This window comes from Naasia sp. SYSU D00057, assembly GCF_017916505.1.
In the GTDB taxonomy this organism is placed as follows: domain Bacteria; phylum Actinomycetota; class Actinomycetes; order Actinomycetales; family Microbacteriaceae; genus Naasia.
The window spans coordinates 198,476-210,331 of sequence record NZ_JAFMSZ010000001.1; the positions used below are offsets into that span (position 1 = coordinate 198,476).

The following is an 11,856-nucleotide window of genomic DNA, read 5'->3' on the forward strand; positions in this document are numbered from 1 at the left end:
GATCGGGGCCCTCGCCTGGAAGGGGAGTCCTATCCTTGATCGAGCCCGCTCGCGGGCGGAGAGGCAGGGCACGTGGCGAACGAGCGGCGGTTCAGCGACGGACGGATCCTCGTCGTCGCGTTCGAGGGCTGGAACGATGCGGGCGAGGCGGCCTCCGGAGCCGTGACCGTGCTGCGCGACTCCCTCGGCCTCGCGCCCGTGCACGAGGTGGACCCCGAGCTGTACTTCGACTACCAGTTCACGCGCCCGGTCGCCTACAACGACGACGACGGCCGCCGCCGCCTGCGCTGGCCCCACGCCACCATCTACGGGCCCGCGCGCGACGAGGCGCTGCCGCCCGAGGTCGAGGCGGAGCTGCCGCCGACGTCGCTCGAGCGGGTCGACAGCGTCTACGTGCTGCTCGGCAGCGAGCCCTCCCGCAGCTGGAAGAACTTCGCCGCCGAGATCCTCGATGCCGCCCTCGTCGCCGACATCACCGGCATCGTCGTCGTCGGCGCGATGCTCGCCGACGTTCCGCACACCCGGCCGATCTCGATCTTCTCCTCCAGCGAGGACGCGGACCTGCGCGAGGAGCTCGACCTCGAGCGCAGCACCTACGAGGGGCCGGTCGGCATCCTGTCCGTGATCGCGGACGTCGCCGACGTCGTCGGCATCCCCACCGTCTCGATCTGGGCGTCGGTGCCGCACTACGTGCACAACGCCCCCTCCCCCAAGGCGACCCTCGCGCTGCTCGAGCGCCTCGAGGAGGTGCTCGGCATCCCGGTGCCGCACGGCGACCTCGAGGAGGAGTCGACCGCCTGGGAGTCCGGGATCGACGCCATCGCCGGCGAGGACGAGGACATGGCCGCCTACATCGAGCAGCTCGAGCAGGCGCGCGACACCGTCGATTCCCCGGAGGCGAGCGGCGAGGCGATCGCCCAGGAGTTCGAGCGGTACCTGCGCCGCCGCGGCGACGGCCGGGACGGCTACGCCGACGGCCGCGACCGCCCGCAGTCCCCGTAGCCCTGCCCGGGCGCCCGCGTCAGTCGGGCAGGCTCGCGAGCAGCGCCTTCGTCGGCTGGTCGACCAGGTCGTCCCAGTCGTGGTGCTTCTCGACGTAGGCGCGCACGAACGGGCAGCGGGGGACGATGCGCCTGCCGGCCGCCTTCGTGTCGTCGAGCGCGTACCGGACGAGCCGGCTGCCGAGTCCCATGCCCTCGTAGCGGTCGTCGACCACGGTGTGGGTGAAGACGCGCCAGTCGCCGTGCTCCTGGTACTGCGCGACCCCGGCGGTCTCGTCGCCGAGGAAGAGCGTGTACCGGTCGTGCTCGGGCTCGTGGCGCACCTCTGCGTCGTCGTCGCTCATCGCGGTCCTCCTCGGTCCCGGTCGGGGCTGTCGCGCGGCTTCAGTCGCACGGTGGGCAGTTCCGGCGCGGGCAGCACGTGCTCCCAGACGTCGGGGAAGTCGCCGTACGGCCCGCTCCGGCCGACCCCGGCCGCGGCCGCGGCGCGCTGGGCCTGCCACCGGTCGCGCTGCTCCACGATCTCCTCGTGGCTGCGCGCGACGAAGTTCCACCACATGACGATGGGCTCGCCGAGCGGCACGCCGCCGATCAGCAGGAGCCGCGCATCCTCCGCCGCCGAGATGCGCAGCGGCGCGTCGACGGGCCCGCGGTAGAGGAGCTGTCCCGGCGTGGCGGACGTGCCGTCGACGGTGATCGTGCCCTCGTCGACGAGCACGCCGTGCTCGAAGAGCGGGTCGACGGGCAGCTCGAGCGCGGCGCCGGCGGGCAGCAGCAGCTCGACGCCGAGCACCGGCGTCCAGGTCGCGACCGGAGACCGCTCCCCCGCCAGCTCGCCGAGGAACACGCGCATGCGTGCCTCGCCGAGGAGCACCTGGGGTGCGGCGTAGTTCTCGAAGGCGCGGGCGCCGTCGCGCTCCGCGTCGGGCAGCGCGATCCACAGCTGGGCGCCGTGCAAGCGGGTGGTGCCGGGCGTCGAGTACTCGGAGTGCGCGATGCCCGCACCCGCCGTCATCAGGTTCACGTCGCCGGGCCGGATGACCCGGAGCGTGCCGAGGGTGTCGCGGTGCTCGACCTCGCCCTCGAACAGCCAGGTGACCGTCTGCAGCCCGGTGTGCGGGTGCCCGGGGACCTCCATTCCGCCGGAGGCTGCGACGTCGTCGGGTCCGTAGTGGTCGAGGAAGCACCACGCGCCGATCAGGGAGCGGCGGCGCTGCGGCAGCGTGCGGCGCACCGACATGGCCCGCGGCCCGCCGAGGGGGACGTCGCGCGGCTCGAGGATCTCGATCGTGGCCGCGGCCGGGTCCGGCGCGCTCCGGACCTCCTGGGGCGCCACTTCGAGATCGGTCACGCGGACATCCTGCCACTCCCGCGAGGGGCCGCCGAGAACCTCGGGCCGCCGCCGGTCGCGGAGCGGCGCTACGCCGCGATGACGCCCGTCGAGAGCAGCACGATGAGGGCGCCGCCGAGCAGGATCCGGTAGATCACGAACGGCATGAAGGAGCGCTTCGAGATGTAGCTGAGGAAGAACGCGATCACGACGAGGCCGACGACGAACGCGACCACCGTGGCGAGCGCGGTCTCGAGCGGGCCGAACACCTCGGGCGCGCAGGTGCCGGCGGCGGCCGCCGCGGCGGTGCACTCCTCGGTGATGCTCTTGTACAGCTGGTAGAAGCCGCTGCCGAACACGGCGGGCAGCGCGAGCAGGAACGAGTACCGGGCGGCCGCGCTCCGCGTGTAGCCGAGCAGCAGGCCGGCCGTGATGGTGCCGCCGGAGCGCGAGACGCCGGGGATGAGCGCGAGCGCCTGGGCGAAGCCGAACACCACTCCGTGCGGCACGCTCAGAGTGTTGAGGCGGCGCTCCTTGCGGCCGATGACGTCGGCGATGCCGAGCAGCACGCCGAAGCCGATGAGCGTGAATGCGACGACCCAGAGCGAGCGGAACGTGGTCTCGATGTCGTCCTGGAAGAGCAGGCCGAGGACGATGATCGGCAGCGAGCCGAGGATGATCAGCCAGCCCATCCGTGCGTCCGGGTCGCTGCGCGGCACGCGGAGGGCGCCGCGCGCATCCTTCGCCCGGAACAGCGACAGGAACCAGCGGGAGACGATGCGGACGATGTCGCGCCAGAAGAAGACGAGGACGGCGGTCTCGGTGCCGAGCTGCGTGATCGCGGTGAACGCGGCGCCCGGGTCCTGAGCTCCCGGCAGGAACTCGCCGACGATGCGCAGGTGGGCGCTGGACGAGATGGGCAGGAACTCGGTGAGTCCCTGGACGAGCCCGAGGAGAAGAGCCTCGAGGATCTGCACGGTGGCCTCCGATGGACGAGCGGACAGGAGGTCCCCTGCCGCCGAACACCCTACCGGCGGGCTGCGGCGGAGCTTCCGACCCGATGCGGCACGGCGCTTCGCGGGGGCGTCGGCAGCGGCCCGCAACCCCTTGAGGGCGGGATCGCCGCGGCGTAATTTCCGAGGCAAGCGCGGGTCGTCGGGCCTCCGGCGACCCGGACTCGAGGAGGAGATGCTGATGACAACTGCACGCGACATCATGACCCCCGACGCCGAGTGCGTCGGCGAGAACGACGACCTGGTCACCGCGGCGCGGAAGATGCGCGACCTCAATGTGGGTGCACTGCCGATCTGCGGCGAGGACGGCAAGCTCAAGGGCATGCTGACCGACCGCGACATCGTGGTGAAGGTCCTCGCCGAGGGCGGCGACCCGTCGAGCACGAGGGCGGGCTCGCTCGGTGAGGGCAAGCCGATCACGATCGGCGCCGACGACGACCTCGAGGAGGCCGTCCGCACGATGAAGCAGTACCAGGTGCGCCGCCTGCCGGTGATCGACGGGCACAAGCTCGTCGGCATGGTCGCCCAGGCCGACATCGCCCGGGCGCTGCCGCCCGAGCGGGTCGGCGACCTGCTGGAGGACATCTCGTCCTGACGGCGGGGCGCTCTCCTGGTCCTCCCAGGGAGAGCGCCTCGCGGACCCACGGCGTCCGATGCCGTCCGCAGTGCCTCGGCACCGCGGACGGCGCGGGCGCCGCAGTCGTCGCCGCGATCCCCGCCGTCTGGCGCGTCGTCCGGACGCTTCGCTATCTTCCCCGGGATGACGCTGCTCGAGACCTCGACGACGCCCGGCGCCCGCGAGAGGATCCTCGCCTGCGCGTACGACCTGGTCGGGCACGACGGCCTCGAAGGCGTGCGGATCGAGGATGTGGCGGCGGCCGCCGGCGTGACCGCCGACGAGGTCCGGCGGCGGTTCCCGGACGAGCAGGCGCTGGTCCTCGCGGCCATCGAGCACGCGAGCAGCGAGCGGGCCGCGCGGATCACCGCGATGGTGGCCCGAGCCGGGGATGCGAGCGCCGAGAACCGGCTCCTGCGGCTGTTCGGTGCCTTCGAGGAGGAGTTCGGCCGCGACGACTTCGACGCGGTGGCTCACATCCGGACGCTGTCGCAGGCGGGCCGCCGGCAGCGCTTCGGCGTGCGGATGCTCACGCACGTCGAGCGGGTCCGCACCATGATCGGGACCCTCGCCGCCGAGGCCGGGCTGCGAGACGCCGACGACTTCGCGCTGTCCTGCCATGTGCTGCTGAAGGGCGCGGTGCTCGCCGCCGTCGAGGGCGACACGGCGGCGCTCGCCCGTGCTCATCGGCTCGCCCGCGCGCTGATCGACCTGCACCGTCCGCTCGGCAGTGCGCCGCGCGACGCGGTGCGCCTGGTTCCGGGCGCCGACGAGAGCGAGTGGCTCGCGGTCTCCGACCTCGCGGAGCAGCAGGGCGAGTCCGCCCTCGCCCTCGTCCGCCGCGATGCGGCCGGCTACAGCTGCTACCCGAACGCGGTCGGCTACGGGCGGCTCGGCCCCTACGACACGCTGGACGCCGCGCTCGACGCGGTCGTCGCCCGCATGACCCCGTCCCGCTGACCCGCCGGGAACGGGAAGCTCAGCACTCCAGGAGGAGGTCGGTGAGCACCCGCCGGCCGAACTCGAGGGCGGAGACGGGCACCCGCTCGTCGACCCCGTGGAACATGGCCGGGAAGTCGAGGCTCTCCGGCAGACGGAGGGGCGCGAAGCCGTAGCCGGTGATCCCGAGCTTCGACATGGCCTTGTTGTCGGTGCCGCCCGACATCAGGTACGGCAGGACCGTGGTGCCGGGGTCGTGCCGGCCGAGCAGCTCGATCATCTTGTCGACGAGGGGGCCGCCGAACGGCGTCTCCAGCCCGACGTCGGTGTGCACCGTCTCGATCTCGATGTCGTCGCCGACGAGCTCCTGCACCTCGCGGAGCACCTGCTGCTCCTCCCCCGGCAGGCAGCGGATGTCGACGAGCGCGCTCGCCTCCTCGGGGATGACGTTGTGCTTGTACCCGCCGCTCAGCACGGTCGGATTCGTCGTCGTGCGGAGGGTGCCGAGCAGGAACCCGGACGCGGTGCCCGTGCGCAGCAGCAGCTCGTCCGGTCCGACCCGCTCCGGGTCGGCGCCGAGGATGCGCGCCACCTCGGCGAGAAGCCGCTCGGTGGTCGGCGTCAGACGGATCGGCCAGTCGCGGCGGCCGAGCGCGACGACCGCCTCCGCCAGCCGGGTGACCGAGTTGTCGCGGATCAGCCGCGACCCGTGCGCCGACGGCGACCGCGCGGTGAGCTTCGCCCAGACGAGCGCCTTCTCCCCCGTCTGCAGCAGGTACGAGCGCTGGCCGCCGAAGGTGACCGAGTATCCGCCGACCTCGCTGACCGCCTCCGTCGCGCCGGCGAACAGCTCCGGGTGGGAGTCGACGAGCCAGTGCGCGCCGAGGAGGCCGCCCGCCTCCTCGTCCGCGAAGAAGCCCACGACGACGTCCCGGGCGGGCCGCCGTCCGGATGCGAGCAGGTCGCCGAGCGCGGTGACGATCATCGCGTCCATGTCCTTCATGTCGACGGCGCCGCGTCCCCACAGCATCCCGTCGCGCACCTCCCCGCCGAACGGGTCGGCGCTCCAGTGCTTCGCGTCGGCCGGCACGACGTCGGTGTGGCCGTGCAGCACGAGCGCCGGGCGGCTCGGATCCTCGCCCTCGACCCGGGCGACGACGGACACCCGCTCCGGCTCCGACTCGAACAGCTGCGGCTTGAGGCCCATCCGGGCGAGCCGCGCCTCGAGGTACTCGGCGGCCTCGCGCTCCCCCGCGCTGCGCCCGCCACCCCAGTTGGTCGTGTCCATCCGCAGCAGGTCGCGCGCGACGACGGCGACCTCGGGCAGGGGCTCGGGCGTCGCGGGGCTCATGCCTCTCACGGTACCCGGCGGTCGGAGCCGCCCCCGACGCGCGGCAGAGCGCCGTGGCACGGACGGCCCCCGACGATCTGGTAGTGTCTTTCCTCGGCGATCGGAAGGTCGCAAGCACTCGTCCGGGTGGCGGAAATGGCAGACGCGCTAGCTTGAGGTGCTAGTGCCCGTATAGGGCGTGGGGGTTCAAGTCCCCCCTCGGACACACTGGTTGAGACAGTAGGAAAGGCCCCGCTCCGGCGGGGCCTTTCGCTTTGCCGAGGCGGCAGCCGGAACGACACGCGGCAACCGGGCACCGTCGCCGGATGTCATCTCCCGTGCTGGACGCCGGTCCTACACTCGCCGCATGTCCGCCTACGTCCGCCCGACGGTGCCCGACGCCGTCTACCGGGACGACGACGGCCGCGTCGTCCACTACGGCGAGCGCTGGGCCGACGGCGGACCGCCCGAGGACGCCTACAGCCGTGTCTCGCATCCGGAGCGCTTCGCTCCCCTGCACGCGGTCGCCGAGACGCTGCTCGCGCACCTGCGGTCGACGTACGACGTCGCGGTCGAGGACGACGTGTCCGTCGCCGACGACCTGCGGTCCCGGCCCCGGGAGGTGCTCCGCGCCGTGCGGCTCACGCCCGCGGATCCGGACGCCGCGCCGCTCGTCGTCGTCTTCACGTCCTTCCCCGGCGTGATCGTGCGGGCGGGGCTGCTGCACGACTTCCCGTTCCCGATCTGCGGCTGCGACGCCTGCGACGAGCGCTGGGACGACCAGGCGGGGCAGCTGGAGGCGCAGGTCTTCGCCGTGGTCGAGGGACGCTACCGGGAGCGCGTCCGGCCGAACCGCGACCTGGACGTCGAGTACTCGATCGCAGCGGCGGGCGACGCCGGAGGGGCGGCGAGTGGAGGCACCCGCGGCGAGTTCTTCCCACCCGACCGCCTCGACGCCGCCCGGGAGACGCTGGACCGGCTGCCGCACGGGTGGCGGGCGTGGCCGCGCCGGGATGCGGCGGCGGTCGACCGCTAGCGGGGCGACCGGGCAGAGGCGCCTGCGGGCGGCTCGTAGAGTACGGATGACGGTCCCCGCCACGACGGCACCGGGCCGAGCCGACCCCGCGGAGGAGCACGATGACGAGCGACGAGTTCACCTACACGATCGAGCAGCTGGAGAGCACGCCCCGGGCCGAGTTCCCGTCCTTCACCCGGGACGACGCCGCCCGTCTCGGCGAGATCGCCATCGCGGTCATCCGCGAGTGGGACAAGGACCTCGCGGTCGACATCCACATCGGCGACGAGCTCGCCTTCCGCGCCCAGCTCGGCAGCACCGGACAGGGCAACGCGGAGACGATCGCCGGCAAGATCCGCGTCGCCAAGCACTTCGGCCACAGCTCCCTGCTGGGCCGCCTCAAGCGCGACGCCGACCCCTCGGTCGCCGAAGGCCTGGACGGCTCCTACGCCTGGTGGGGCGGCAGCATCCCGATCTTCGTCGGCGGCGAGCTCGTCGGCACGATCTCCACGTCGGGCGAGCCGGACGACCGCGTCGATCACGCGGCGGCCGAGGAGGCCCTCCGCCGCTACCGGGAGCAGCTCAGCGCCTGAGCTCCCGGCGCTGACGAGCAGGTCGGGTCAGGCGAGCGCCGTTCGAAGCGCCTCCGCGTCGTCCCGCAGGACCCCGAGGACCAGGCCGACCTCGTCCTCATCCGGCCCGTCGGCGTCGAAGAGCTGGAGCAAGGACGAGCCGTCCCGCTGGGCGGCCTCGTGCGCCTCCCGCCAGGGCGCGTCGGCAGGAGGCTCGAGGTCGAGCGGTGATCCGTCGAAGAGGAGGGCGCGGGCCTCGTCGAGGCGGCCCTGCTCGATCAGCGCCACCAGAGCGTCGGCGGTCTCCAAGGCGGCCAGCGATGCCGCTCGTCCCGGGTCCACGGCAGCCGGAGACTCCTCCACGGCGGGCGGTGCCGACGGCGGCGCCGAGGTCGACGTCGACTCCTCCGCCCTGGAGGACGGGAATGCCGCGGGCGTGGCGTCCGCCGGACTGGTGCACGCGGTGAGCAGGCCGAGCGTGAGGGCGGCGAGGAGGAGCGCGGTACGGGGTCGGAGCACGGCGCCAGAGTAGGACTGGGCGGACGCCGAGCGACCGTGGCGCGCCCATGCGCGCTTCGCTATCGTCGGCGCCATGACGCCGGAAGCGATCGCGAACCTGGCGCACCTGCGGCGGGCGAAGGACCTCATCGACCGCGAGTACGCCGGTCCGCTCGACGTGCCGACCATGGCGCACCGGGCGCTCATGTCGCCGGCCCACTTCTCACGGCAGTTCCGGGCCGCCTACGGCGAGACGCCGTACGGGTACCTGATGACGCGGCGCATCGAGCGCGCCATGGCGCTGCTGCGCGCCGGGATGAGCGTCACCGACGCCTGCGTCGCGGTCGGCTGTACGTCGCTCGGCTCGTTCAGCTCCCGCTTCACCGAGCTGGTCGGCGAGACCCCGACCTCGTACCGGAAGCGGGAGCATCCGGCCGTGCAGGCGATGCCCACCCGGCACGCCATGGAGCACACCCGGCCGAGGCGCCCGGAAGCGAGCAGGAATCGAGAAGCGACCGCGGTCGACGCTTCCTAAGGTGACGGCATGGCCATCTCCCTGCAGTACACGAACGTCACCGTCACTGACGTCGACGAGTCGATCCCGTTCTACCGGGACGGCCTCGGCCTGGAGGTCCGCAACGACGTGGCATCCGGCGGCTTCCGCTGGGTGACGCTCGGCGACGGTGGCTCCGGACCCGAGATCGTCCTCTCGGTGCCGCACGCCGGCCGCTCCCAGGCGGACGGCGACGCGCTCCAGGAGCTCCTCACCAAGGGTTCGCTGCCGATCCTCGTCTTCCGCACCGACGAGCTGGACGGCCTCTTCCAGCGCCTCGAGGCGTCCGGCGCCGAGGTCCTCCAGGAGCCGAGAAAGCAGCCGTGGGGCCCCCGCGACTGCGCGTTCCGCGACCCGTCCGGCAACACCATCCGCATCGCCGAGTCCGCCTGAACCCGTCGTCCGAGGACTGCCCCCCGGCGGGTTTCTGTCCCTCAAGATGCGGAGGGCCCTCCGGCGCTGGACGCCCGCGAGAAGCGTCCCTAGCCTTGCGGCGACACGACGGAGGTGCGCGATGCAGCGTTCACAGGCAGTCCATCTCCCGGCGCGGGCGATCGCGGCTCGGGCACTCGGGGCGAGAGCGACCGGAGCCGAGGCCACCGGGGCGACCAGCCTCGGGCCGACGGCCGTCGCCGCGCTCGCAATCGCCGCGACCGCCCTCGGGGCGGTCGCTCTGGGCGCGGTCGCCGTGTGGCGGCTGGCCATCCGCAAGGCGGTCATCCGCGAGCTGCGAATCGGCACTCTGACCGTCGACAACCTGCAGGTGCGACACCGCGAGGCCGCCACCCGCGCCTGACCCATCCTCAGAGGCGCCGCCGACAGGCAACTGGCGAAGAGGGCGCCTGTCGACGGAGAGGACCGGCGGCGGTCAGCGGGCGCGTGCCGCCAGCAGGTCGGCGTGCTGCGCCTCCGCCACGTTCGGGTGCGCGCGCAGCCGGTAGCGGAGCGCGTTCTCGCCGTACACCTCGAGGATCGGGCTGTTGGTCGGGTCCACCGAGAGGCCGCGGGCCTCGGCGGCGAGGTCGGACGGCAGCTCGATGCGCGGCATCGCCGTGTCGAGGGCGGGGTTGAAGAAGAACGGGATCGAGATCCGGTCGGTCCCCGCCGGAGGCGACACCACCCGGTGCAGGGTCGCCTTCAGGTAGCCGTCCGTGGCGAGCTCGAGCATCTCGCCGATGTTCACGACGAACGCGTTCTCGAGGGCCGGCGCCTCGATCCACGCACCCTCGTGCTCCACCTGGAGGCCGCCCTTGCCCGGCTCGACGAGCAGGAGGGTGAGGACTCCCCCGTCGCGGTGGGCGCCGACGCCCTGCTCCGACTCCCCCGAGCGACCCGGGTAGCGGACCACCTTGATCGCGGAGAACGGACGCTCCGCGAACGCCGCGTCGAACGCGTCCTCGGGGGCGCCCAGCGCGGCCGCCCACGTGCGCAGCAGCCGCAGCGCGACGGCGCCGAGCTCCTCGTTCCAACGCTCGAATGTCGGCTTCAGCTCGGGCAGCGCGCTCGGATACAGGTTGGGGCCCTCGAGCCGCCAGTAGTCGGGAACGCCCTCCCCCGCCGGCACCGGCTCCCGGTCGACGCCGAGGTCGATCTGCTCGCGCCAGTCCACGTCGCCGTGGGTCAGCTCACCGCCCACCCGCGTGTAGCCGCGGAACTGCGGGCTCGTCACGTTCTCGATCTCCAGCTTGTCCGCCTCGGGCAGCTCGAAGAACCGGCGGGAGACACTCAGCGCCTCCTCGATGAGCGCGGAGTCGACGCCGTGGCCGACGAGGTAGAAGAAGCCGACCTCGTGAGTCACGCGGCGGAGGTCCGCACGGAAGGCGGCGGCCGCCTCGGGACCGGCGTCGAGCTGGGAGAGGTCGAGGACGGGGAGGGAATCGATCACCGCCTGATTCTCCCAGCCCCGTTCCGAGCGGGACTCCGTGTTACGTAACGCCGGGGGCGGCTCCGGCGCTCGCGCGCGACCGGTCAACCCCTGACTCCCGGGCCGCCCCGATGTTTCGATGGAGGAGCCGACAACCGGTTCAAGGAGGACACATGGAGATCGACAAGTCGCAGATCCTCGACCTGCTCAAGGGGCAGGGCAAGCACGACGAGGCGTCCAAGGCCGACAGTGAGCTGCCGGACAAGGTCGACACGGACAAGCACGGCGACCTGCTGAGCCGCTTCGGGATCGACCCGAAGGATCTGCTCGGCAAGCTCGGCGGCGGTCTCGGCGGCATGTTCGGCCGCTGAGCCCCGAGAACGCGGAAGACCCTCGGCCCGGAGGCCGAGGGTCTTGTGCATGCATCGGGGCGGATGCCCTGCTGGCTTACGCCCGGCGGCTGCGGCGTCCGGTGAGGAGGCCCCAGATCAGCAGCACGATGATCGCGCCGACGATCGCGACGATCCAGGTCTGGATCGACCAGAAGTCCTCGAGCGGAGCGTTGAAGAGAAGCCCGCCCAGCCATCCGCCGAGCAGCGCGCCCACCACTCCGAGGAGGAGCGTGACGAGCCATCCGCCGCCCTGCCGTCCGGGCAGGATCAGCTTGGCGATGGCGCCGGCGATGAGGCCGAGGATGAGGAACGCGAGAAAGCTCACGGCTGTCTTTCCTTTCGTGAAGGTTTCGGACGAGGGTTAGCCTTGCACTGTCTGGGAGATCGCCGACACCCCTTGCGCAGGACCGCCGGATTGTGCTGAGGTTCGCTCAAGATGTGGGTCCGCTGGGAAGCGAGGACCACTGCGCAGGGTCCGGCGTAGCCTCCGGAGCATGAGCGCGAACAGCAGCGAACACCTCCCTGACCAGGAGATCGGCGACGGCTTCGACCAGACGAACGATCTCTCCGGCGACCAGCTGGGCGAGTCCGACGGCACCGTGGCGGGCGAGACCACCAACGCCTCCGAGCGGGGCAACGACGACACCCTCGGCGACTCCGACCCGGAGGGGCCGGCGATCCTCCCCCGCCTGCTCGGCCGCGACAACGAGGTCTAGCGGACCGACGAGGTCGG

The 11,856-nt window shown here is 72.5% G+C and carries 17 protein-coding genes and 1 tRNA gene; 11 read left to right on the plus strand and 7 right to left on the minus strand.

Annotated elements, in window-relative coordinates:
* The first annotated feature begins 72 nt into the window (after nucleotides 1–72).
* On the plus strand, nucleotides 73–1,002 hold the full coding sequence (locus tag J3P36_RS00960) for a PAC2 family protein (protein ID WP_210505394.1): 930 nt from the start codon (nucleotides 73–75) through the stop codon (nucleotides 1,000–1,002).
* A 19-nt stretch (nucleotides 1,003–1,021) separates the two neighbouring features.
* On the opposite strand, the gene J3P36_RS00965 is transcribed toward J3P36_RS00960, so the two are convergent.
* The 3 genes from J3P36_RS00965 to J3P36_RS00975 form a co-directional block, all read right to left on the minus strand.
* Complete coding sequence (locus tag J3P36_RS00965) at nucleotides 1,022–1,345, minus strand: GNAT family N-acetyltransferase (protein WP_210505395.1); 324 nt, start codon at nucleotides 1,343–1,345, stop codon at nucleotides 1,022–1,024.
* Complete coding sequence (locus J3P36_RS00970; protein ID WP_210505396.1) at nucleotides 1,342–2,352, minus strand: pirin family protein; 1,011 nt, start codon at nucleotides 2,350–2,352, stop codon at nucleotides 1,342–1,344. The genes J3P36_RS00965 and J3P36_RS00970 overlap by 4 nt, the downstream gene beginning before the upstream one ends.
* A gap of 68 nt (nucleotides 2,353–2,420) precedes the next feature.
* The gene (locus J3P36_RS00975; RefSeq protein ID WP_307806910.1) at nucleotides 2,421–3,308 is read right to left on the minus strand and encodes an undecaprenyl-diphosphate phosphatase; all 888 of its coding nucleotides are present in this window, start codon (nucleotides 3,306–3,308) and stop codon (nucleotides 2,421–2,423) included.
* A 217-nt stretch (nucleotides 3,309–3,525) separates the two neighbouring features.
* On the opposite strand from J3P36_RS00975, the gene J3P36_RS00980 reads away from it, so the two are divergent.
* Together J3P36_RS00980 and J3P36_RS00985 are read left to right on the plus strand one after the other, a co-directional pair.
* On the plus strand, nucleotides 3,526–3,939 hold the full coding sequence (locus tag J3P36_RS00980) for a CBS domain-containing protein (RefSeq protein WP_210505398.1): 414 nt from the start codon (nucleotides 3,526–3,528) through the stop codon (nucleotides 3,937–3,939).
* Between the two features lie 165 nt (nucleotides 3,940–4,104).
* Nucleotides 4,105–4,920, plus strand: coding sequence for a TetR/AcrR family transcriptional regulator (locus J3P36_RS00985; protein ID WP_210505399.1), 816 nt, complete (start codon nucleotides 4,105–4,107; stop codon nucleotides 4,918–4,920).
* A gap of 19 nt (nucleotides 4,921–4,939) precedes the next feature.
* Here J3P36_RS00985 and J3P36_RS00990 read toward each other — a convergent pair whose 3' ends face one another.
* Nucleotides 4,940–6,250 carry a M20/M25/M40 family metallo-hydrolase gene (locus J3P36_RS00990; RefSeq protein ID WP_210505400.1) on the minus strand — a complete coding sequence of 437 codons (1,311 nt, stop codon included), beginning with the start codon at nucleotides 6,248–6,250 and terminating at the stop codon, nucleotides 4,940–4,942.
* A 120-nt stretch (nucleotides 6,251–6,370) separates the two neighbouring features.
* Between J3P36_RS00990 and J3P36_RS00995 the strand changes: the two genes are divergently transcribed.
* From J3P36_RS00995 to J3P36_RS01005, 3 genes are all read left to right on the plus strand, one after another.
* Nucleotides 6,371–6,455: transfer RNA gene (locus tag J3P36_RS00995), tRNA-Leu, on the plus strand.
* 141 nt (nucleotides 6,456–6,596) lie between these two features.
* Complete coding sequence (locus tag J3P36_RS01000) at nucleotides 6,597–7,265, plus strand: DUF6226 family protein (RefSeq protein WP_210505401.1); 669 nt, start codon at nucleotides 6,597–6,599, stop codon at nucleotides 7,263–7,265.
* A gap of 101 nt (nucleotides 7,266–7,366) precedes the next feature.
* Entirely contained in the window at nucleotides 7,367–7,837 is a 471-nt protein-coding gene (locus tag J3P36_RS01005; protein ID WP_210505402.1) for a heme-binding protein, read from the plus strand.
* A 27-nt stretch (nucleotides 7,838–7,864) separates the two neighbouring features.
* On the opposite strand, the gene J3P36_RS01010 is transcribed toward J3P36_RS01005, so the two are convergent.
* A complete protein-coding gene (locus J3P36_RS01010; RefSeq protein ID WP_210505403.1) occupies nucleotides 7,865–8,335 on the minus strand; it encodes a hypothetical protein in 471 nt (156 codons plus the stop codon).
* 73 nt (nucleotides 8,336–8,408) lie between these two features.
* Between J3P36_RS01010 and J3P36_RS01015 the strand changes: the two genes are divergently transcribed.
* The 3 genes from J3P36_RS01015 to J3P36_RS01025 all read left to right on the plus strand — a co-directional run bounded on the left by J3P36_RS01015 (nucleotide 8,409) and on the right by J3P36_RS01025 (nucleotide 9,663).
* Nucleotides 8,409–8,849, plus strand: a complete 441-nt coding sequence (locus J3P36_RS01015) for a helix-turn-helix transcriptional regulator (protein ID WP_210505404.1) — start codon at nucleotides 8,409–8,411, stop codon at nucleotides 8,847–8,849.
* Nucleotides 8,850–8,858: 9 nt separating this feature from the next.
* Nucleotides 8,859–9,260 carry a VOC family protein gene (locus J3P36_RS01020; protein ID WP_210505405.1) on the plus strand — a complete coding sequence of 134 codons (402 nt, stop codon included), beginning with the start codon at nucleotides 8,859–8,861 and terminating at the stop codon, nucleotides 9,258–9,260.
* Nucleotides 9,261–9,381: 121 nt separating this feature from the next.
* Nucleotides 9,382–9,663 carry a hypothetical protein gene (locus J3P36_RS01025; RefSeq protein ID WP_210505406.1) on the plus strand — a complete coding sequence of 94 codons (282 nt, stop codon included), beginning with the start codon at nucleotides 9,382–9,384 and terminating at the stop codon, nucleotides 9,661–9,663.
* A gap of 72 nt (nucleotides 9,664–9,735) precedes the next feature.
* Here J3P36_RS01025 and J3P36_RS01030 read toward each other — a convergent pair whose 3' ends face one another.
* Nucleotides 9,736–10,749: an isopenicillin N synthase family dioxygenase gene (locus J3P36_RS01030; protein ID WP_374100708.1), complete on the minus strand. Its 1,014-nt coding sequence runs from the start codon at nucleotides 10,747–10,749 to the stop codon at nucleotides 9,736–9,738.
* A gap of 155 nt (nucleotides 10,750–10,904) precedes the next feature.
* Here J3P36_RS01030 and J3P36_RS01035 point away from each other — a divergent pair, with 155 nt between their 5' ends.
* Nucleotides 10,905–11,102, plus strand: coding sequence for a hypothetical protein (locus J3P36_RS01035; RefSeq protein ID WP_210505408.1), 198 nt, complete (start codon nucleotides 10,905–10,907; stop codon nucleotides 11,100–11,102).
* Between the two features lie 76 nt (nucleotides 11,103–11,178).
* Here the strand turns inward: J3P36_RS01035 and J3P36_RS01040 are convergent, their stop codons facing one another.
* The gene (locus tag J3P36_RS01040) at nucleotides 11,179–11,448 is read right to left on the minus strand and encodes a GlsB/YeaQ/YmgE family stress response membrane protein (protein ID WP_210505409.1); all 270 of its coding nucleotides are present in this window, start codon (nucleotides 11,446–11,448) and stop codon (nucleotides 11,179–11,181) included.
* A gap of 169 nt (nucleotides 11,449–11,617) precedes the next feature.
* On the opposite strand from J3P36_RS01040, the gene J3P36_RS01045 reads away from it, so the two are divergent.
* Nucleotides 11,618–11,839, plus strand: coding sequence for a hypothetical protein (locus J3P36_RS01045; RefSeq protein WP_210505410.1), 222 nt, complete (start codon nucleotides 11,618–11,620; stop codon nucleotides 11,837–11,839).
* Nucleotides 11,840–11,856 lie beyond the last annotated feature (17 nt).